The sequence below is a fragment of the Pseudoalteromonas sp. A601 genome (assembly GCF_002165575.1).
Lineage (GTDB): Bacteria > Pseudomonadota > Gammaproteobacteria > Enterobacterales > Alteromonadaceae > Pseudoalteromonas.
In genome coordinates, this window is record NZ_MXQF01000019.1 from 40,810 (window position 1) to 62,169 (window position 21,360).

The following is a 21,360-nucleotide window of genomic DNA, read 5'->3' on the forward strand; positions in this document are numbered from 1 at the left end:
CTCGTAGCTCGTAGCTCGTAGCTCGTAGCTCGTAGCCAATATACTGTAAACCCCCTTTACAAAAGTGAGTGCTTATTCACATTGAGCAATATTTATATCGGACTTAGTAGGTAAGCTGAGTTAGTAAAATTTCGGTTTATAGCAATTTCAGCTAGTTGAGTTAGTAAAAAATCGGTTTGAGTCAGTGTTTATGGCGTTTCAGTTAGTAAAAAAATGGTTTGTAACAACTTTGAGTTAGTAAAAAATCGGTTTATATTTTTGTCTCAATGCTTAAAAGCGCTACTAAATATCACTTTTCGTACCTATAACATCAAATAACAACCCTATTTTACGTGTAAATAGGCTTTCTGCCTTTAGTTGATAAAACTCTGATCTATAATAATGCTAAAAAGTAGCGGCTAGTTAAATACTGATCTGCACTTAACCTGAACTCTGGTTAAGAGATGTACTAATGTATTGATATTAAATCACAAATATACTTATTAGTCTCCAGCCGGAGACCTTTAGCGATAACAAGGCGAATTTACGCGTCAATAGCTAGCCTATTGCAAGTAAATTCAACGCAGTTAGCGTTGAAAGTAGCCGCTGGAGATAGATTTATTATCCAGAGTTCAGGTTACTTAGTTAAATACTGATCCGGACATATTAAAAAAGGGCCTTACGGCCCTGGTAACATTGTTGATAGGAATCTAATCGCTGCTACATCATATTAAAATTGATTCATGGTGTTTGCTTCACCACCGGCTTTAAGAGCGTTCTCACCAGAGAAGTATTCTTTGTGCGTATCACCAATATTTGACCCTGCTAGATCTTGGTGCTTAACCGAGGCCTGCTCGCGACGAATTTCTTGACGTTGAACGTCTCGTACATAAGCCAGCATGCCTAAATCACCAAAGTAACCCTCAGATAAGATATCCGTGCTTAATGCAGCTGTATGGTACGTTGGTAATGTAATTAAGTGATGGAAAATACCCGCTTCTCTTGCGCCATCTCGTTGGAAATTCTGCACCAGAAGATCAGCTGCTTTAGCAAGTTCAGTACCATCCATTTCAGGTGCCATTAGAGCTTTATTATCGTCAAGGCTCGGGTACGCTGATAGGTCACGTCCTGCTTCTTGCCATTCTTGATACACTTGCTCACGGAACTTCAGTGTCCAGTTAAATGAAGGTGAGTTGTTATAAACCAACTTAGCGTCTGGTACTTGCTCTTTAACACGATTTACCAGCTCTGCAATTTGTTTAACATGTGGTTTTTCAGTTTCTATCCATAGCAAGTCAGCGCCCGACTGCAAGCTGGTAATACAATCGAGTACTACACGGTCTTTCTCAGTGCCTTCACGGAATTGGTAAAGACCATTTTCTAAACGAGTTGGTTTACATAATTGGCCGTTCAGCTTCATAGCTGTGTCGCCTTCATTTAAGTCCTCTACACCATTGATAGGCGTAGTTTCTAAAAATGCATTGTACTGACTTGCCAAATCACCAGGCGTTTGTGATACAGGCACTTTTTGTGTCAAGCTCGCGCCTAGGGAGTCTGTACGCGCTACAATAATCCCGTTATCAATGCCCAACTCTAAAAACGCGTAACGCACCGCATTTATTTTTGCTAAGAAATCTTCATGCGGCACAGTCACCTTACCTGCTTGGTGACCACACTGCTTAGCATCAGATACCTGGTTTTCGATTTGAATAGCACAAGCACCCGCTTCAATCATCTTTTTAGCCAGTAAATATGTTGCTTCTTCATTACCAAAACCAGCATCTATATCTGCGATGATCGGCACCACATGACTTTCAAAATTATCTATTTTATCAAGTACCGCTTGTACATCACCGCCAGTTGCTTTAGCTGCATCTAAGTCTTTAAATAAATGGTCAAGTTCACGGGCATCGGCTTGTTTTAAGAAAGTATAAATTTCTTCAATTAAGGCTGGTACTGAGGTTTTTTCGTGCATACTTTGGTCAGGTAATGGGCCGAACTCAGAGCGAAGTGCTGCCACCATCCAACCACTTAAATAAACATAACTGCGCTTTGTAGTTTTTTGATGACGCTTAATAGCCATCATCATTTGTTGTGCAGTAAAACCATGCCAACAACCAAGTGATTGAGTGTATTGGCTCGTATCTGCATCATAAGCGGCCATGTCTTCACGCATTGTGTCGGCAGTAAACTGGGCAATATCTAACCCTGTACGAAAGCGATTTTGCAAACGCATACGGCTTGCATATTCAGGATTAATTGCTTGCCACGTTTTACCTTGAGTTTGGCAAAGTGTTGCTAATGTGTCTGTGTGATGTTGATAAGTACTCATAATAAAAAATCCTTTGAACGGTTAAAGCAAATATTTATTTTGTTGTGAGAGAGACTATGGGGCTTATGCTCCGTAGCGCTTAATTCAACATTAGGCGGATTTTTATGATTTAGTAAATTTATAGTTGTTATGCTGGGTATATATTTTATGAATGAGTAAAAGGCATCCATCTTTGTTTTTTTACGTTATGGTTAACACATAAGAATTTTATGCACCGTGACCGTTTAAAGGATAGCAACTATGACAACTTCTTCTCACAGCTTATTTGGCTTAACTGTCGATGCGCAGTTAGCCAACTTTATTAATCAACAGCTTCTACCTGACACAGGTGTTAGTGAACAGCAATTCTGGCAAGGCTTTGCAAAAATCGTTGAGGATTTAACGCCAACTAACCAAGCGCTGTTGGCCAAACGTGATGTATTACAGCAAAAAATTGATGATTATCATCAAACTCAAACGCAGTGGAATGCTCAGCAATATCAGGAATTTCTCATAGATATTGGTTACTTAGTGTCGCCGCCAGATGATTTTACAATTGAAACCCAAAACGTTGAGCCCGAAATTGCCCAATCTGCAGGCCCGCAACTCGTTGTGCCTGTAAGTAATGCACGCTTTGCTCTTAATGCAGCAAACGCACGCTGGGGCTCGCTTTATGATGCCTTGTATGGCACCGATGTATTATCACAAGAAGATGGCGCAGAGAAAGGAGCAGTGTACAACCCTGTTCGTGGCTTTAAAGTAATGGCTTTCGCAAGGCAGTTTTTAGATAAATCGCTGCCGCTTGTAAGTGGCTCGCATATCGAAAGCACCAATTACTCAATAGTTAATGGTCAATTACTTATAACGCTAAGAGACAGCTCACAAACCTGCCTAAAACAGCCTGAGCAACTTGTTGGTTTTACTGGAGAAGCACAAAATCCTACCGCTATTTTACTAAAAAATAATGGATTACATATCGAACTGCAAATAGATCATCAACACCCTATTGGTAAGGCTGATAAAGCGGGATTAAAAGACGTCGTACTTGAAGCCGCATTGACCACCATTATGGACTGCGAAGATTCCGTTGCTGCTGTAGACGCTGAAGATAAAGTGCTGGTTTACCAAAATTGGTTAGGCCTGATGAAAGGCAATCTAGTAGAGTCTTTTGAGAAAGACGGCAAGCTTGTTGAGCGTGCGCTTAACCCTGATAGGTGCTTTACAACTGTCAGTGGAGAGCAGCTAACCTTAAAAGGCCGTAGTATGATGTTTGTGCGTAACGTGGGTCATTTGATGACAAACCCAGCAATGCAAGATAGCAATGGCCAGGACGTTTATGAAGGTATAATGGATGCGATGATCACCGCAACGGCAGCATTACATGATTTAAATGGTAAAAGTGCAATCAAAAATTCATCTGCGGCGAGTATCAATATCGTTAAACCCAAAATGCATGGTCCTGAAGAAGTTACTTTTACAAATACATTATTTACACGTGTTGAAGAAGTATTAAATCTACCTAAAAACACCATAAAAATGGGGATTATGGATGAAGAGCGCCGTACCTCAGTAAACTTAAAAGCATGTATTGAAGCAGCTAAAGAGCGCGTAGTATTTATTAATACAGGCTTTTTAGACCGTACTGGTGATGAAATACATACATCAATGCAAGCTGGCGTTGTACTGCCTAAAGCTGCAATCAAACAACAGCCTTGGATCAGTGCCTATGAAGATAGAAACGTAGATATTGGGTTACAAACGGGGTTAAGTGGCCGCGCACAAATAGGTAAAGGTATGTGGCCGATGCCAGACAAAATGGCATTAATGATGGAACAAAAAATCGCACATCCACAATCAGGTGCAAATACTGCTTGGGTGCCCTCCCCTACCGCTGCAACCTTACATGCTATGCATTATCATGATATTGATGTGTTTGCCTGCCAAAAGGCTATTGCAGAAAGAATGCAGGCAAGTTTAAGTGATTTACTTACACCGCCATTAATGGCAAATCCTAGCACACTAACTAAAGAAGACATTCAAGCAGAGCTTGATAATAATGCACAAGGGATTCTAGGCTACGTTGTTCGCTGGATAGACCAAGGTATTGGGTGTTCAAAAGTGCCTGATATTAACCACATAGGTCTGATGGAAGACCGGGCAACACTACGGATATCGAGCCAACATATGGCCAACTGGTTACATCACGGAGTATGTACACAAGCCCAAATTGAAAATACAATGGCAAAAATGGCCAAGGTGGTTGATGGTCAAAATGCCCACGATCCGGCTTATAAAAACATGGCCGATTCCCCGCAGAGCTTAGCAAATAGTGTTGCATATCAAGCAGCATTGGCACTCGTATTAGAAGGGACTACACAACCAAGTGGCTACACAGAGCCACTACTTCACGCGTTTCGTATTAAATATAAAAGCGAGTTAGCGAGTTAGCGAGTTAGCGAGTTAGCGATAATAAAGATTGTTTGTGTCATAGCCAGCCTTAGGGCTGGCTTTTTTATTACCTATTCATAACTACAATGAATGGTTAACATTCAGCAACCAAAAAAGTGCATTAAAAATAATGCGCTTTCAGTGATGTATTCACCACCGAGAATACAGAGTTCATAGAGAAGAAATTAATGACTTTTTACTTAAGCTTTCTCTGTGTAGCGCGCAGCGCCTCCTGCCCTCGGTGGTAAAATAGACTTGTTGGATAAATAGCTACAGCTCATTGTCGCGAGGTAAACTCGCTGCTACCCTACACTAACAACCGTTGCGTTGTGATAAACGTTTTGTACATCATCGCAGTCTTCTAGCATATTGATAAACTTATCAAAATTAGCGATATCATCTTCATCAGTTATATCTACATGTACTTGCGGTACAAAGGTAATTTCATCAACTTCAAAATTAATGCCTTCAAAAGCTTCTTCTAGTGCCGTTTTAGCTTTGTAATACTCTGTATGCGGTGCAAAAACAGATACTTTTCCATCTTCAACCTCTACATCGGTTACATCCACGTCAGCCATCATCAGCGCTTCAAGTACCACTTCGTCATCATCACCACTAAAACCAAGAACAGCTAGGTGATCAAACATATGAGCTACACAACCTGGAGTACCAATTTTTGAATCAGTTTTAGTAAACGGTAAGCGGACATCTTTGATAGTACGATTTGGGTTATCTGTTAAACAGTCAACAATAACCATACAGTTACCAGGGCCATAACCTTCATAACGAGCCGGTGAATAGTCTTCCCCTGCGCCACCGGCGGCTTTTTTAATCGCGTTGTCAATAACGTGGGCTGGAACTTGATCGCGTTTAGCGCGCTCAATAATGCGCTTTAGAGCTTGGTTAACCTCTGGGTCGGGTTCACCATTTTTAGCAACAACGTAAATTTCTTTACCGTATTTAGAATTAACTTTTGTTTTCGCATTGGCAGTTTTTGCCATAGAACTTTTGCGGACTTCAAATGCTCTGCCCATCTTGTGCCTCTATTGTAAAATCGGTATAGGTGATATTTTACCAATTCCAACACAGTTGAGCTAGTAGCTAGCTTAGAATAATAAAACGACTGTAAATAAGATAAGGATTAGTGGAAAACAAAAAAACAACCAATTTAACATAATATAATTATATCTAATTATGTATCACTGTATTCTGGTCGACAAGTTCGTCAACGAGTAATGCAAGTTCATTAAAATGATGCAAAATATAGTCAGCTTGCTCTGCATATTCAGGAACTTTATCCGGCGCATATAAACAAGAACGCATGTTAGCATTTTGGGCCGCTTGAATATCATAAAGATAATCACCTACATACAGCAAATTGCTCTGCTCTAACTGCCATAAAGTGGCAATTGCATTTAAAGCACTTGGATCGGGTTTTGGTGGTGCATCGCTGCGAGTTAAAACGGTTTGAATGGGTAACGGATTATTTTTAAGCTTAAGTGCAGCTGCACGGTCATAATTTCGGGTCACTATTGCCATTGGAATGCCTATCTTTTTTAAATGGGCAACGGTGTTAGCTACACCAGGTAGTAAGCTTGCATGTTGAGCATCTATTAGCTCATGCTGATGCACTATATTCATTGCTTCCTCGCGCATGTACGGCGAGGGTAATCCTGCAATATGGCTCAGTAAATCCTGCTCGTCAGGACAACCTAACTGGGCTTTAATCAAGGTAAAGTCTAATTCAGACGAAACTAAAGTACCGTCTAAATCAAAGATCACACCTTTTATGCTATCATGATGACTGTTCATACCATTCCTTGTATATGATTGTTTTTTCATAGCTACACCCGCTTTACTTTAAGATAGTTTACGTGCCTAAATATGCAAAGGATCAGCGAATGTTTTTTTTGTAAAAAAACGCGCACAAAATTACAGTACGCGTTGGTTGGGAACAGAAATACTTACTGAGCGCCCTGCCCTTGTTTTGGTTCGAAGCGTGCTTCTAGCCAGGTGTCATCTTGAGTAAAGTGCAAAGTTTTAACTTTGCCTTTACCTTCAACGTTCACCATATTGACTTGTGCAGGCCAAAGATCACGAAGTGCACCATGACTCATTCTTATTCCTTGTATACCTTTAGGAATAGGGGCTTCTTGGTAAACCCAAAAAAACTTACCATCAACCTGCGCGCCAACCTCACTTAGCGTAAGCGGCTCGCCAGTTAAGGTTTGCAATGCCACATGTGATTCTATGTAATTCGCAAACCGTTGTTGGTCTTGTTTATTACTAATAATATCTGCGCCACCAGGAAATAAATGCTCAACCGCATGCTCTGTGTCGTGCAAATAAAACCTATGCATTAGCTCAATATTATTTGTGCGCTTATTAAATAAAACCGTTGTAACCGATGCTTTTAATTGATGCGCCATAGTAGGCGCAGCAATTATTAGAGCTAAAAAAATGAGCAAAAAGCGCATTAATTTTGCTCCTTAGCGTCTTTATCATCGTCTGTTTTAAGCTCAGTTTTAATATCTTGCATGATATCGCGACTTACTTTCGCTTTACTCTTCTCACGCTTGTAAACTTCAATACGTGAAGGAATAATACGACGAGGGTAGTTGTTATTTTCAACGTCTACGTCTGCTGTTTCCCAACGAGGATCCACAGATACAGACACAACAGGCTTATTTTTATCGGTAATAATCAGCTTTTGCACATGCTTATGATTACGACGCCAAATTTCAGCAGGAATATATTGCTCTTCTTTGCTGCCATCTTCGTAAGTCAGTTCAAGTAAAATAGGCATTACTAAGCCGCCCACGTTTGAAAACTCAAGCACGTAGTAATTTTTATCTTCTTCTAAAGCACGATCCAACACTTTTCGTTCCCATGGCTCTAAGCCTTTTAAGAACTTATTATAGGAGTTACGCTCTTTGTTCGTTACTGTAAAGCGATCATTCGCATCATAAAAGTCTGTGACGTCAGGGTTTTCTTCAACCCATAACTTTTTACCTTCAGCTCTGTTGCGCTCAACAAATAGTGGCATTGGTTTATCCGCTTCAATGTCACGTAAACGGTTAAAGTCGATATCAGGGTTTTTAGTATCTAGCTGTAATTGATAAACTTTATCTAATGAGATATCTACATGGTCTGTCGTGTAGAACCACCCGCGCCAAAACCAGTCTAAATCAACACCTGATGCTTCTTCCATAGTACGGAAAAAGTCTGCTGGAGTAGGGCGTTTATACTTCCAACGCTGGGCATACTCTTTAAATGCAAAATCAAATAAATCACGCCCTAAAATCACTTCACGTAGAATATTAAGTGCAGCTGCAGGCTTAGTGTAGGCATTAGGACCTAAGCGTAATACGCTGTCTGATTGGGTCATTACTGGCACTTGGTTTTCTGATTTCATATAAGCGACAATGTCACGTGGCTCAACGCCCCATGGGATTGTGTGATCCCATTCGCGTCCTGCAACACCATCTAAAAAGCTATTTAAACCTTCATCCATCCACGTCCATTGACGTTCATCAGAGTTAACAATCATAGGGAAGTAGATATGCCCTACTTCATGGATTACTACACCGATCAAAAAGCGCTTTTCAGCTTGCGAGTAAGTGCGAGTTCCGTCATCTTGTAGCTCAGTACGTGGGCCGTTAAACGTGATCATCGGGTACTCCATGCCACCGACAGGGCCATTAACTGATTGCGCTACCGGATATGGGTAATCAAATGAAAAACGTGAATACACTTCCATGGTATGAACCACAGATTCAGTTGAATATTTTTTCCATAAGTCGCCACCTTCTTTAGGGAAGAATGACATAGCCATTACTAATGGCTGCTCATCACCACCTTGGTTATAACCTTTTGCATCCCACATAAACTTACGCGATGATGCCCATGCAAAATCACGCACATTTTCTGCTTTAAAGTGCCATGTTTTGGTTTTATCCGTGCCTTCTTTTTCGTTCTCGAGCGCTTCTTCTTCAGTCACAATGAAAACTGGGCGCTTAGCATTTTCAGCGTCCTTTAAACGACTGCGCTGAGTGCTAGTTAGAACAGAGCGTGGGTTATCAAGCTTGCCGGTCGCCGATACGATATGATCGGCAGGCACTGTTAATTCAACATCGTAATCACCAAATTCGAGTGTAAACTCACCACTGCCTAAAAAGGCTTTATTTGTCCATGCTTCATAATCAGTATACGCCGCTAAACGAGGAAACCACTGTGCAAGCAAAAAGATATCGTTTCCATCTTCTTCAAAATGCTCATAACCAGAGCGAGCGCCTACAGCATCTTCTTCAACAATATTAAAGGCAAAGTCCATACTGAACTCAACGTCTTGACCAGGTTTAAGAGGGTCATTTAAGTCGATACGCATTAAGGTATCTACAATTGTAACTTTGAGTTCATCGCCACTGTCGTCTTTGACATTAGCAATAGTGAAACCTAGTTCGTTATCACTCATAAATTGTTGGCGGCGCAATTGTCCTAAACTAAGCTTGGTTGGCTTAGCATCAGGGCGACCTTGTAATTTACCAGCATTAAATGTTGCTGTACGCTCAGCTATTGAATCACTTTTAAAAATATTTTGATCCAGTTGTAACCATAAATACTTCAACGTGTGAGGTGAATTATTTTTATATTCAATTATTTGACTAGCGCTAAGACGACGGTTTTTTTCATCGAGTTTGGCATCAATTTCATAATTTACTTGCTGCTGCCAATATTTTTCACCGGGCTCACCAGCCGCGCTTCGATACACATTTGGTGTTGGTAAGGCTTCATCAAGTTGGCGAAACTTATCGACGAATGACCCTTTTGTTTGCTCTACCGAAGAAGCAAGTACCGCGCTCGACATTGCCAAAGGCACTAATAAAGCACCTAAAGTAACAACTGCCTTTTTCATAATTAATCCTGTTAGATTTACGTGATAATACTTTGGCAAAACAGATGACTAAATTCAATAAAATAGCGACCAAGCACCGATTTTATAAGGTAAAGAATATGTTATTCGTCAGCTCTTAATGTAAAGGGGGTTTACAACCTAGTTCAGGCTTAATTCATCAACATATTCTAAAGTAAAGTTAGCTTTATAAAAGGAGTCGAGCATGAAGTTTTACATCGTAAAAAAAGATCAATGCATTGCTGCGATCCCAGCAAAAGAATCACTCCTGAATGAGTATAAAAATAAAGGTTTCAAATTTGTCGAAGTGATTGCTGCGCGAGACGAAAATGACGCATTAAATCGTCACCCAACAAAGCAGAAAAACAGCAAAAAGTGGCGTGCTTTATGCACAAGTTTACTACTTTTAGCGATAATTTTAAGTATTTACTCTTTAATTGATAAATAGTGAATTTTTTAGTTGATCTTTACTGTCATTTGTATTTAAAATCGCCCACTTTTTTGATTTGAGAGACAGCAAACGCGCTGCATTTCTCTCAAAAGTGTTCTAAATCGAAGCAAAAAAACACGGTGGGCGTATGGATTTTTATATCCTAAAAAAACAACAAGAACTAATTGCTATACCAGCGAACGAACAAAGTTGTAAGCAGTACCTAGATTCAGGCTACTTTTATATTGATAAGGTAGCTGCGTGTAATGAAACTAACGCATTAAAAGCACTTCATGCAAAACAAACTCGTGCTTTAAAAGTGCCTTTAACGATGGCTTTGCTTGCTCTGCCAATTGTTATTTTTGCTTGGTACAGTTTAAGCTCATAAAGATTTAAGCCCAGCTCTTGCATCTTGTTTTAGCTTGGGTATATTGGCGCTCTTAACCTTTTTTAAGAGCGTGACATGAAAGTCTTACATACTTCAGATTGGCACCTTGGCCAACAATTCTACGAACATTCTAGGTTCAGCGAACATCAAGCATTTTTTGCTTGGCTGATTGACACGCTCGTTACTGAAAAAATCGATTTATTGCTCGTTGCTGGTGATATTTATCATACCGCCACACCCGCAGCAAGCGCTGAGAACCAACTTTATCAGTTCATCAAAGATGTAAAAAAACGCTGCCCAACATTACAAGTCGTGCTGATTGCGGGCAATCATGACTCAGCTAATCGTATTTTAGCGGCGCAGCCACTGCTGGCACAATTTGATACCCATGTAGTAGGGCGCTTCGATGCGCAGCAACCTGAAAATGTGGTGATTAAGATTAACCATCAAGATACCTGCGCCCATATTGTCGCTATGCCATTTTTACGCACCAGTGACGTTAGCACGCTAAGTGGCACAAATGATGGCGCTAGTTACGCTCAAGGCGTCGCACAGGCATATAAACTTAGCACTGAGCTTGCCTTAATTGATAAACCTGATACCACGCCTCTGATTGTAATGGGGCACTTGCATGCCAAGGGCGGCGATATTTCAAGTGACTCTGAACGCAACTTAGTGATAGGTGATGAAGAAGCCATTACAGCAAAGGTATTTAGCGAACAGGCTGATTACGTGGCACTTGGTCATTTGCACAAAGCACAAATAGTCGCTAAATCTGATGCAATACGCTACAGTGGTACGCCAATGCCAATGTCTTTCTCAGAGCGTAATTACACTCACCAAGTAAATATCATTGAATTTGCGCATACACAAAAGCAACCTATCTCAACGACTGTAAAGCCCCTTTACATTCCACGTTCTGCTGAGGTCATCGTTTTGCCAAAAGGAGAATGCGTACCATTAGCTCAACTATGTGAGCAAATTAAAGATTTAGACACCACAACTCATACCGTTGCTCCTTATTTAAGGGTAAAGCTTAAATCAAGTGACACTGATACCACCTTTAGAGAACAAATTGAACAAGCACTAGAAGGTAAAAATATACGCTTTTGCGGCATTGAGCGGGTGCGTGAGAACAGTCCTACTCACTCAAATGAGAGAGTCTTTGACGATTTAAATCAAGTAGAAATGCTCAACCCTATTAATTTATTAGAGCAAGCATTTGCAAACGATAAAGACATGGCGGGTCAAAACGTACCTGAAGAGCTAAAAAGTTTATTAAACGAAGTAATAAGCGAGCTGACGGAGCAAGAACAACTATGAAAATAACCGCAGTACGCATAAATAACTTAGCCTCAATTGTTGATGCTGAAATAGACTTTACAAAAGCACCTTTAAAAGACGCAGGCTTGTTTGCCATAACGGGCGACACAGGCGCCGGCAAGAGTACAATTTTAGATGCAATTTGTTTAGCGCTTTACACTAAAACAGCTAGGTTGAGAGGCGACAAAGGAAATTTAATCGATTTTAATGGCGACAGTATAAAACTAAATGACCCACGTAATTTATTGCGCAGAGGTAAATGGCAAGGTTTTGCTGAAGTTGACTTTATTGGCCAAGATAAACAGGCTTATCGCGCACGATATGCCATTCAGCGAGCACATAAAAAAATAACAGGTAAATTAAAAACCGCTGAACACAGTTTATACACTTTACCGGATGAAGCTTTAATTGCAGATAAAAGCCAAGCAATAAAAGAAGTAGAAAGAAAAATAGGGCTGAGCTTTGAGCAGTTCTCGCGTGCCGTATTATTAGCTCAACATGAGTTTGCCGCCTTTTTAAAAGCCACCGGCGATGAACGTGCCCAGCTACTAGAGTGCTTGACAGGGACTGATAAATTTAGCCTTATCGGTAAGCGTATATTTGAGCGCCATAAAGAACAAAAAGATAAACTAGAGTTATTAAAAGCCAGCCTTGCCAGCTATACATTGCTCAGTGACGAAGCGTTGGCGGATAAAACCACGCAATTGGCAGAGATACATCAACAAATAGAGCAAAATAAAAAAGACCTTACTTTAGTTGAGCAAGGCGTTAATTGGTTTAAACAGGCGAATACCTTAGCGCAAAACTTACAGCAAGCAGTGCAACAACAAAAACAGGCCAGAGATGCAGTTAGCGCCATTGCACAGCAGAGCGAACAAGCAAAACAAGCGCAAAGCGCGTTAGAGATCAAAGACAACCGCACCCGAGTTGCTAATATAACCAGCCAAAATGATGACTTGGAAAATAAAATTCGTGATTTAAACAGTACCGATCACACTGCGATTATAATTGACCTAAACCAGGCGCTACAAAAACATAGTGACGCTCTACACAACGCTAAGCAAAACAAGCAAACAGCTGAGCCAGTCATTGCTAAAGCCCGCGAGCTCGATAATCAAATAGCTATGTTTAGCCAAAGTAAAACGAGTACCAGCCAACAAATAACCAAAGAACAAAGCCAATTAACTGATACACAGCAGCAGCTAAAACAGAGCCAAACCAGTTATAATGATGCTGAAAAGCTTAAAAAAGAACTGCAGAGCTGGTTAACTCAGCATCACCAGCTAAAACCACTAGCCAGTGACTGGACATATTACCAACACAATTTTAAACAGTTTATAAGCATTACCCAGCAATTAAATACTGGCAAAGAGCAACAGAGAAAAATAGCTGCAGAACTGGCAAATTATACTGAGCAACTCGCAGTACAAACGGCCAAAGTAGCAGATAGCCAGCAGTTACTGCAAAATGAGCACTCCACATTAACTCAACTCAATACGCAGCAAGACCAATTGAATGAGGCACACTGTGACGCGCAAATTAAAAATATTGATTATTTAAGAGAACAACGTGGGCACTACAAGCAATTTAATATTGAAATCAAACACAGTGCTCAGCAGCAAAGCGATACCGCAATAAAGCTCAAAGAAAGCGAGCAGAGCGAAGCGGCTCTAAAGCAGCAATTGCTCAATTCACAGCAAACATTAAAACACACTGAAGATGCCCTTAATAAAGCACGACTTCGCGCAAGTGAAAGTGTAGAGCACTTACGTAGCCAACTTGCACCCAACGAGCCCTGTCTTGTTTGTGGCGCCACAGAGCACCCTTTTGCTGCTGATCAAAATCCTCAGTTCACTAGTTTAATAGCCGACTTTGAAAGCGATTATACAAATGCAAAACAACATTATGAATTAATACAAACACAACTTCATGAACAGCAAACCCAGCACGCTGTTTTAGCCTCTAAGCACGCGCAGCTGGGGCAAGCTATAGACAATGCCAAAGCTAAACAGCAAGAAATAAAAAACACCATGCAAGGTATGCGCAGTGAGCTTAATGACTTAACGAGTGAGCAATTAGACACTCGTTACCAGCAATTAAGTGAGCAAAAAGCCCAAAGTTTTGAGCTGCAAAAACAACAGCGCACTATGCAAGAAAAGCTAAAGCAGTTGCAAAATATACTTCAAACAGAGCAAGAAACCGAACAACAGATACGCAGCAAACATGCTGATTTAACCTATCAACATGGTCAGCTTGGTCACAAACACAGTGAGCTAAGTGAACAATTAACTGAGCTGACAGCAAGCTTAAACACGCAATTTGCTGACACTGAATTTTGGCAACAACTGCAAAACCAATCCCTCGATCTCACTGATTTAAATCAGCAGGTTGAGCATTACCAACAAACCCAACAGCAGCTTGAGCAAAATCAGAAACACCTTGAGAGCACAGAACAAAAAATACAACACCTTACGCCGCTTATTAGTCATTCTCAAAGCACGTTAGCAGCCTTAAATGATGAGTTAACTAAACTAGAACAACAACACAATAGCGTGCAATCAGAGCGCCTTGAACTATTTAATAATCAACAAATAAGCGCAGATCAATACCAAGCAAACCTGACCGCGCAACTCGAACAATGCCAAGCACACCTTACCCAAAGCCAGCAAGCTCATGATAACGCCGTTAAGCAACGTGATGAACAAGCAATAACAGTTAAAAATTACCAGCAACGCCTACTTGAGAATAACCAAGAGCAAACGAAACTAGATGAGCGGTATAAGCTGTGGTTTGCTGATTTTAAACGTCAATATAATGAGGCAACTGAAGAACAGATCACATTTTTACTAACTATAAGTAACGATGAAATCAAAGCTCAGTTAAAACAACATGAACAATTAACCCAAGCCTTAGTAGATGCAAATGCTGTGCTAAAACAGCAACAAAATACCAACACACAACATCAAAATAGCAATAAACCAGCACAAACAGAGCAGGCACTATTAACGCAATTAACTGACCTCACACAAGCACAAACTGCACTGCATAAAACCCAGCTTGAAACAAATACCGTGCTTGAGCAACACCATCAAAACGCTAAAGCATTGCACACTAAACAAAACGAGCTTAATACGTTACAAAAACAACTCGAACAATGGCATCTATTGAATAAGGTAATCGGAGATAAAGAAGGTAAAAAAATGCGCAACTTAGCGCAAATACAAACCTTAAAAATACTGCTGCATTACGCTAATAGCCACTTAACCACGCTCAATAAACGCTACGAACTAATATCGATATCTCAGACACTTGATATTGCAATTATCGACCGTGATATGGCCGATGAACAACGCTCTGTTAATACGCTCTCTGGAGGAGAGTCATTTTTAGTATCGCTTGCTTTAGCATTAGGCCTAGCATCATTGTCATCAAACAAAGTTAGTATTAACTCTTTGTTTATTGATGAAGGGTTTGGTACGTTAGACAGTGAAACACTCAGTATTGCGATGGATGCACTAGATTCATTACAAGCACAAGGGCGAAAAGTGGGCGTAATATCCCATGTATCGCAAATGACTGAACGCGTTGCAAACCAGGTTCATGTAGCAAAAAAACCTGGCGGGTATTCAACTATTTCTATAATTTAAAGGAACTAGACTATGCCAACATTTACACAAGAAGAAGCCAGTGAATACGATTCTCGTATCACTCGGTTAATTCCTGGTTATGATTTACTGCACAGCACAACAGCCGCGCAGTTAAGTGCAACTTTGGGCGATAACGCACATATTTTAGTGGTAGGTTCAGGCACAGGTAAAGAGATTGCTGAGCTTGCTAAAATCAATTCAACATGGCGTTTTACTGCGCAAGATATTTCAACCGATATGCTGAATATTGGTCAACAGCGGTTTTCTGATTTAGGTATTAGTGAAAGAGTAAATGTACACGCTGGGGATATTACTGAGTTAAATGAGGCTGTGGATGCTGCATTGTGCCTGTTTGTAATGCATTTCTTACCAGATAATGGCGATAAAAAAGACATGTTCAAGGCGATAGCTAAACAATTAAAGCCGCAAAGTAGCCTATATTTAGCTGACTTAATGCGCCCAGAAACCAGTTTTGAGCGTGATGCACAATTTAGCTTATGTCAACAACTGGGCTTAACAGACATCGGGGTAGAGCGTATCAAGCATAACTTTGAACACGAGTTTTATCCGCTTGATAGAATCCGCTTGGCTGATTTGCTCGATGAAACTCGCTTTAGTGTTGGGAAGCTGTATTTTAAAGCACTTGGGTTTAGTGGTTATGTAACACATAAGCGTTAATCAATATAGAAAGTCGCTTATTGCATTATCAATTACTCTTATTAAGTCTGCATTAAAGCATTTTTAAAACCATTTACCCAACTAGAGGGCGATGGTTTTAACATCCCTCACAAACATTAAAGATTTTAGTTTTTCATTCCATTTGTCCTTCGTTTGTCCACTACCTGCAGCCTTCGCTGATACCTTTACCAGCTTAATCCACTGGCTTGAAAACTACACCGGCTACTTGCAACAGGTGCCGATAAACAAATATCCGTGATAACGACTTCGACAATTAAGGTCTTTTCATCGGGTGGTGTCACTAATTGATAATTATGTTTAAAATGTTAAGGCAAAGCCTAACCCACCGTTCCTTCATTGTTTACAGCTCACTAAACAACCCAACAGCAATCTTCTGTCTTTGAGATCACTATACAACTGGTACTAAATGGAGCAATGTTACGAGCTCAAACAAATCCATTACTTAGTAAAAGAGCCATTATAATAATAGCTGTAGGGGGCATTATTGATTGCCTTATTGCAAGTGTACTTTTGCTGGCAACAAACCAAGTTTACACAAATGAAATATATTGAGAATTGAGGTTAAAACGATGAAGCCTTGCTGGTTCAGCCAAACTAACAGCCTAACCAGCGTATCTACTTTGATTACTGATCATCCGTTTTTAATTGTTTAGCCCGCTCTTCTGCGGCTATTAACTGTGCTGATTTTGGTGCTTTCTTTTTGGGTTCTATCTTTGGTTTTTCTGTCGAATTAGGATCCCAAGTTGGATCTAAAGATAAATTAGAAAATGGGTTTTTAGATGCCCCTTGCTGTTGAGTGGAACTTGTATTATGTAACTCATCAGCTGCCTCTGAAATTTCTTTGTTATCCGTATTTTTCTCGGCTTCTAATTCATTATTAAGTGCAGATAGCGCTTTGACAATTTCATTTTCATCATCGGCTAGTTTTTCTGCTGACTCGGCAGGCTGGGTTTCATTAGGCTCAGATTGTGATACTGAGAGCTCGTCTGCTTGAGTCGTTGACGGCTCACTGCTGCGGTTTAGTGACGATTTATCTGATTCACTTTCAGCTTCTAACTGAACTTTAATATCAATCTCTAACTTTGTGCTGTCTACTTCACTTGGCCCAGTCGGATTTTGTATTAAACAAAGCTCATCCGCATCCGTAGGCTCTTTATGTGTTACATAGGCCTCAACCTGTGGTTTTTGACCAGGTAAAGGCGCGTTGGGGTCGAAAGTACGTACTTCAGGCTCTTTAAAGTTATGCTCACTTTTGAAAGTAGGTTTAGCAAAGTCATTATTTATACTTTCCTGTGTTGCTTTAACAGTGTCAGTATCAGCAACATCCGTTCTTTTAGCTGCAACAGCAACCTCATCATTTTGTAGATTTTGCTCAGGCACAGACGTTGGTTTTATAAGCGGTTTATCAACCTTTTTGTTAGGCTTTATTTCAGGTGGCGTAGCCTTTACCTCAGCACTACTTAGCTCATTCGTTTGCTTTCTCATACGCAACTTGTATAGCACCAAGCCCGCTATTAACAATACCAGAACAATAATTAAAAGAGGGGTCATTAAAGATGTTGACTCTTCTACAGGCACAACGGGTGGCGCCACAAACTTTTTCGCCGGTGCAGTGATTTTTTCCTCAGCTGCGACTGGCTCAATGCTGCCTTGTTGTAGCTGAGTATTAGCAGCAACTTGCGGCTGAGCAACCTCCTGATCAGGCAATTGAGCCGGCTCAGCAACTTCCTGTGTTATATCTAGTTTTTCAAGCTCTACAGGTTTATCAGTTTGTTTGCGTTTTAGCTCTTCATCTTGAGCGACAGTGTCAAGGGGGTTTACAGTGTTTGTTAGTGACTCAATATTGAGTGCCGATTCTGTTTGAATATTTTCAGACTCGTTACTGAGAGTTTTTTCAGGCTGATTTAATAGCTGCTGTGTGTTTTTTCCCACAGGTGGATTACTGCAATTTTTGTCAAAATCACGTTTCGCATTACGATAACTACGACTACTTTTGTCGTCACTGTATTGCTGCATTTGTTGTTTATACAAAATACACATAGCTTCACTGTATTTTGCAGCGCTACTAAAACTACAAATACAAAGAGCGAATAAAAAAAGTCGAGTAACTAAAGCCATTATTAATTTACATCACAGATATAACACAGTGACTTTAGTGTAATATCACTATGAAAATTAATCTACTCAATCACCATTAACGAGCGGTATTCGTCATAAGCAAATTGATCTGTCATGCCGCTAATGTAATCTTGAATTAATCGGCAACGAAAATAAAACTCATAGGCTGAATAATGATCTGGCTCGCCAGTTAAATTATCAATGGCTTTTTGGTAACTGTTTAAATGTTTTTTAGATAGTTTTTTAATTAACCTTGATTCAATTAAAAACTGCGGATCACCTTTTATCACTCGTTTAAATGCATCACTATTGAGCGCTAATAATGGTTTGTAACAATCAAGCAATCCTGTAATTATACGATAGCCTTGCAGCTCTAGTTTCCCTACTTCTTGATGACAAAATACATGCTCTAAGGCGACCTGCTTTAAAGTTTTAGTTACTGCGTGCAGATAGCTGTTATCTTCTAGTAACGCCTGATTAAAATCACCATGATAAATTGTATCAATATGTTCAATAAAGCGTTTAGCCGCATGATTCACAAGAGGATGCATTAGCGAAACTCTTAAATAAATAAAAAATTCACTATTAAAGTTATAAGGCTGCTCACTTGCTTTGCTATAAGCATAATCAATGGCTTTTTCTGCAAAGTTTAAGTGTTCAGTATCATCAATTGTTAAATTTATTAGCGTGCGTTTGTATTGCTGTTTTAATTTTTCGCATAACGATTCCACACTTATAATATCTTTTTCAACAGCGTCTTCTATATCAGCTAAACAATAGGAAATGTCATCAGCAGCCTCCATGATATAACTGGCTGGATGACGGCAATATTGATTGATCTCAAGTTCATTTTGTAAGGCTTCAATAAATGGTTTTTCACTAAAGTAATACCCAACCTTTTTCATTAAATAGTGTTTATCTTTTGGGGTATCACACATTGCCATACTTGCAGGGCGCGTATATTTTAAAATTCCAGCCGTTTGGCTATAGGTTAAATTAAGTGACAATAATGAATGAACGATTCTGATCCCTTGGGCATTCCCTTCAAAGTTTTGAATATCATCGCGTAAATGCTTAAAAATAACGCTAATTCCAGTATTGGGAGTTTTGCAACGTTCTGGAGTAATACTATCAAGGTGAGTTTGAAACCATTGGTTAATTGCTGCTTCACCAAAGTGCCCGAACGGTGGGTTGCCTATATCGTGCATCAAACAGGCCATTTCAACCAGGCTTTCAAGTGGCCGTTCTAAATCGATTAGCCCAAACTCTCGTTGCTGTTGCTGCGTTAAATAATGAAATATACGCTGTACAATAAACCGACCAACTTGTTGCACTTCAAGAGAGTGAGTGAGTCTTGAACGCACAGCTGCATTGCGTTCTAACGGAAATACTTGGGTTTTTTGTTGTAATCGACGGATTGCCGCGCTATTAATTATTCGGCCTCGATCGCTTTCCAGCGCCGTGTGTAAATTAGCAGTCGAGCGCAGCTCACGTGCAGGCGTTATTTTTTTTCGAAAGTCGATCATAGCAGTTCCTTTTTTTACATAGTTTTAATCTAACAGCTTGTATCATAAATTAAAATATTTGAATTTATTTGAGTTATTACTTTAATCTTACCCACTCGTTAATATATTATTCATTTTGATTACTTTTCTATTCATATAAGGACAGCCTTTTTACGGCTTTATACATGCATGACGCAAAAAACTCTCTTTAGGCAGTGCCTTTTAATACACACACTCATTAGTTGTGTGCTTTTGACGGCTTGTCAGAGCACGCCCTCAGAGCAAGCTCAGCCCCTCACAACAACTGAAGTTAAAGCATTAGAAGCCCGTGCTAAAGTATTGGCTGCTAGAGGGTTTTATGAAACCAGTATTGGCAACATAAATTACACAGGGCAACGCCAGTGCAATAACTTTCAATTACAAAGCCATCGTGGTTCTATCAGGTATCCAGAAAACTCGATTAACGCTGTGCTTGATGCAATAGACAATAATTTTGACGTGATTGAAATAGATGTTCGTGTAACGCGTGATAAAGTATGGGTAGTTCATCATGATGCACGCACCGGGCGAGAGACAGGCACTACAGACAATAAACAACGCAAAATAGAGTCTATTCGTTATGAAAAAGAGTGGGGGTATTTACGAGAGCGTGACCAAGAAACAGGAATGCTTACCGGCAACGTACCGCCATCATTTAATGCTTTAGCCTCTGCCTTTTCACATGCACGTAAGCCCGGACAAAGCATAAATATTGAAATAAAGTCTCGTGCTGGTATCGATAACTTAAAAATGCTCGATTACTTAGCCCACAAATATATTGGCACTGGCAATTATTTTTTTAGTAGCTTAGAGATGCGTAATCTAATTCGAATGCGAGATATAAATCCAGATATTTACTTAGCGTATATTCAATCGCCCGCAAAAGCCTCACTACAAAAACTAGCTGCGGACTTAAAAAGAGGGGCAGGAAGCGATCCTATTTATGAGCGTAATAAAGAACAGCTTGAAAGTATACAGGCATTTGGTAGCCGTCGGCATCGTGTTACTCGCTATGACAATCCCTTAAAGTTAGATAAACTTAAAAAGCAGCTCAAACGCAATTTTGGTTATGTACTGGATATACGCCACTACAAACAATCAGCCACAGTGTTAAAACGTACTGCTCAACGCCAAGGGATCCCTCTAGCCACCTACTCCATCAATGGCCATGATTACCACGAAAAGAGTTTATTAGCGCAACCTAAACAGCTTCGTCCAGATTCAGTCATTATTGATGACACTGTTTACGGGTTTTGTTCTGTATTTGAGTTGCCGCCTGTAAAGCCCATTTACACCGATGATATTGACGCTAAATTAATTGCCAGCATGCCAATTGACCTAGATTTAGAGCGTTTAGATAATTTAGCAAGTTATGCTCGCAATCAGCTCTATCCTGCGGTTGGTAATAAACTTAAGTCAACATCAACCCTGTCTTATACACCGAAGACAAAACAAGCAACACCTGCGCCAAATTTTGACATTGGTAATCGAGAAACAGACGAAGATTTTAGTTTAGAAACAGACCCTGTGATTGAACTAGAGCTTCGTAAAAAACAATAAG

The 21,360-nt window shown here is 40.1% G+C and carries 14 protein-coding genes; 7 read left to right on the top strand and 7 right to left on the bottom strand.

The window, feature by feature from the left end:
- Positions 1-709: 709 nt before the first annotated feature.
- Positions 710-2,311 carry an isocitrate lyase gene (locus tag B5G52_RS15650; protein ID WP_087533580.1) on the bottom strand — a complete coding sequence of 534 codons (1,602 nt, stop codon included), beginning with the start codon at positions 2,309-2,311 and terminating at the stop codon, positions 710-712.
- Positions 2,312-2,551: 240 nt separating this feature from the next.
- Between B5G52_RS15650 and B5G52_RS15655 the strand changes: the two genes are divergently transcribed.
- Positions 2,552-4,738: a malate synthase G gene (locus tag B5G52_RS15655; protein WP_087533581.1), complete on the top strand. Its 2,187-nt coding sequence runs from the start codon at positions 2,552-2,554 to the stop codon at positions 4,736-4,738.
- Between the two features lie 302 nt (positions 4,739-5,040).
- On the opposite strand, the gene B5G52_RS15660 is transcribed toward B5G52_RS15655, so the two are convergent.
- The 4 genes from B5G52_RS15660 to B5G52_RS15675 form a co-directional block, all read right to left on the bottom strand.
- Positions 5,041-5,772, bottom strand: coding sequence for a YebC/PmpR family DNA-binding transcriptional regulator (locus B5G52_RS15660; RefSeq protein WP_087533582.1), 732 nt, complete (start codon positions 5,770-5,772; stop codon positions 5,041-5,043).
- A 154-nt stretch (positions 5,773-5,926) separates the two neighbouring features.
- Positions 5,927-6,550 (bottom strand): HAD family hydrolase, encoded by a 624-nt coding sequence (locus B5G52_RS15665; protein WP_087533583.1) that lies wholly within the window; start codon positions 6,548-6,550, stop codon positions 5,927-5,929.
- A gap of 152 nt (positions 6,551-6,702) precedes the next feature.
- Complete coding sequence (locus B5G52_RS15670) at positions 6,703-7,215, bottom strand: DUF6702 family protein (protein ID WP_087533584.1); 513 nt, start codon at positions 7,213-7,215, stop codon at positions 6,703-6,705.
- Positions 7,215-9,653 (bottom strand): M1 family metallopeptidase, encoded by a 2,439-nt coding sequence (locus B5G52_RS15675; protein ID WP_087533585.1) that lies wholly within the window; start codon positions 9,651-9,653, stop codon positions 7,215-7,217. Before B5G52_RS15675 ends, B5G52_RS15670 begins: the two co-directional genes overlap by 1 nt.
- A 202-nt stretch (positions 9,654-9,855) precedes the next feature.
- On the opposite strand from B5G52_RS15675, the gene B5G52_RS15680 reads away from it, so the two are divergent.
- The 5 genes from B5G52_RS15680 to B5G52_RS15700 all read left to right on the top strand — a co-directional run bounded on the left by B5G52_RS15680 (position 9,856) and on the right by B5G52_RS15700 (position 16,116).
- On the top strand, positions 9,856-10,098 hold the full coding sequence (locus tag B5G52_RS15680; protein ID WP_087533586.1) for a hypothetical protein: 243 nt from the start codon (positions 9,856-9,858) through the stop codon (positions 10,096-10,098).
- Positions 10,099-10,228: 130 nt separating this feature from the next.
- Positions 10,229-10,468, top strand: coding sequence for a hypothetical protein (locus B5G52_RS15685; RefSeq protein WP_087533587.1), 240 nt, complete (start codon positions 10,229-10,231; stop codon positions 10,466-10,468).
- A 75-nt stretch (positions 10,469-10,543) separates the two neighbouring features.
- Positions 10,544-11,791: an exonuclease SbcCD subunit D C-terminal domain-containing protein gene (locus tag B5G52_RS15690; RefSeq protein ID WP_087533588.1), complete on the top strand. Its 1,248-nt coding sequence runs from the start codon at positions 10,544-10,546 to the stop codon at positions 11,789-11,791.
- Complete coding sequence (locus B5G52_RS15695) at positions 11,788-15,438, top strand: AAA family ATPase (protein WP_087533589.1); 3,651 nt, start codon at positions 11,788-11,790, stop codon at positions 15,436-15,438. The genes B5G52_RS15690 and B5G52_RS15695 overlap by 4 nt, the downstream gene beginning before the upstream one ends.
- A gap of 12 nt (positions 15,439-15,450) precedes the next feature.
- Positions 15,451-16,116: a class I SAM-dependent methyltransferase gene (locus B5G52_RS15700; protein ID WP_087533590.1), complete on the top strand. Its 666-nt coding sequence runs from the start codon at positions 15,451-15,453 to the stop codon at positions 16,114-16,116.
- Between the two features lie 645 nt (positions 16,117-16,761).
- On the opposite strand, the gene B5G52_RS15705 is transcribed toward B5G52_RS15700, so the two are convergent.
- Entirely contained in the window at positions 16,762-18,255 is a 1,494-nt protein-coding gene (locus tag B5G52_RS15705) for a hypothetical protein (RefSeq protein WP_087533591.1), read from the bottom strand.
- Between the two features lie 62 nt (positions 18,256-18,317).
- Positions 18,318-19,781 (bottom strand): dGTPase, encoded by a 1,464-nt coding sequence (gene dgt / locus B5G52_RS15710; protein ID WP_087533592.1) that lies wholly within the window; start codon positions 19,779-19,781, stop codon positions 18,318-18,320.
- A 225-nt stretch (positions 19,782-20,006) separates the two neighbouring features.
- Here dgt and B5G52_RS15715 point away from each other — a divergent pair, with 225 nt between their 5' ends.
- On the top strand, positions 20,007-21,359 hold the full coding sequence (locus B5G52_RS15715; RefSeq protein WP_254911231.1) for a glycerophosphodiester phosphodiesterase family protein: 1,353 nt from the start codon (positions 20,007-20,009) through the stop codon (positions 21,357-21,359).
- Position 21,360: the final 1 nt, after the last annotated feature.

Excerpts from the sequence above, each read along its gene's own strand:
- B5G52_RS15675 (WP_087533585.1), bottom strand. The coding sequence starts at position 9,653 with ATGAAAAAGGCAGTTGTTACTTTAGGTGCTTTATTAGTGCCTTTGGCA.
- B5G52_RS15655 (WP_087533581.1), top strand. The coding sequence starts at position 2,552 with ATGACAACTTCTTCTCACAGCTTATTTGGCTTAACTGTCGATGCGCAG.
- B5G52_RS15705 (WP_087533591.1), bottom strand. The coding sequence starts at position 18,255 with ATGGCTTTAGTTACTCGACTTTTTTTATTCGCTCTTTGTATTTGTAGT.
- B5G52_RS15695 (WP_087533589.1), top strand. The coding sequence starts at position 11,788 with ATGAAAATAACCGCAGTACGCATAAATAACTTAGCCTCAATTGTTGAT.
- B5G52_RS15660 (WP_087533582.1), bottom strand. The coding sequence starts at position 5,772 with ATGGGCAGAGCATTTGAAGTCCGCAAAAGTTCTATGGCAAAAACTGCC.
- B5G52_RS15680 (WP_087533586.1), top strand. The coding sequence starts at position 9,856 with ATGAAGTTTTACATCGTAAAAAAAGATCAATGCATTGCTGCGATCCCA.
- dgt (WP_087533592.1), bottom strand. The coding sequence starts at position 19,781 with ATGATCGACTTTCGAAAAAAAATAACGCCTGCACGTGAGCTGCGCTCG.
- B5G52_RS15685 (WP_087533587.1), top strand. The coding sequence starts at position 10,229 with ATGGATTTTTATATCCTAAAAAAACAACAAGAACTAATTGCTATACCA.
- B5G52_RS15700 (WP_087533590.1), top strand. The coding sequence starts at position 15,451 with ATGCCAACATTTACACAAGAAGAAGCCAGTGAATACGATTCTCGTATC.
- B5G52_RS15670 (WP_087533584.1), bottom strand. The coding sequence starts at position 7,215 with ATGCGCTTTTTGCTCATTTTTTTAGCTCTAATAATTGCTGCGCCTACT.
- B5G52_RS15690 (WP_087533588.1), top strand. The coding sequence starts at position 10,544 with ATGAAAGTCTTACATACTTCAGATTGGCACCTTGGCCAACAATTCTAC.
- B5G52_RS15665 (WP_087533583.1), bottom strand. The coding sequence starts at position 6,550 with ATGAACAGTCATCATGATAGCATAAAAGGTGTGATCTTTGATTTAGAC.
- B5G52_RS15650 (WP_087533580.1), bottom strand. The coding sequence starts at position 2,311 with ATGAGTACTTATCAACATCACACAGACACATTAGCAACACTTTGCCAA.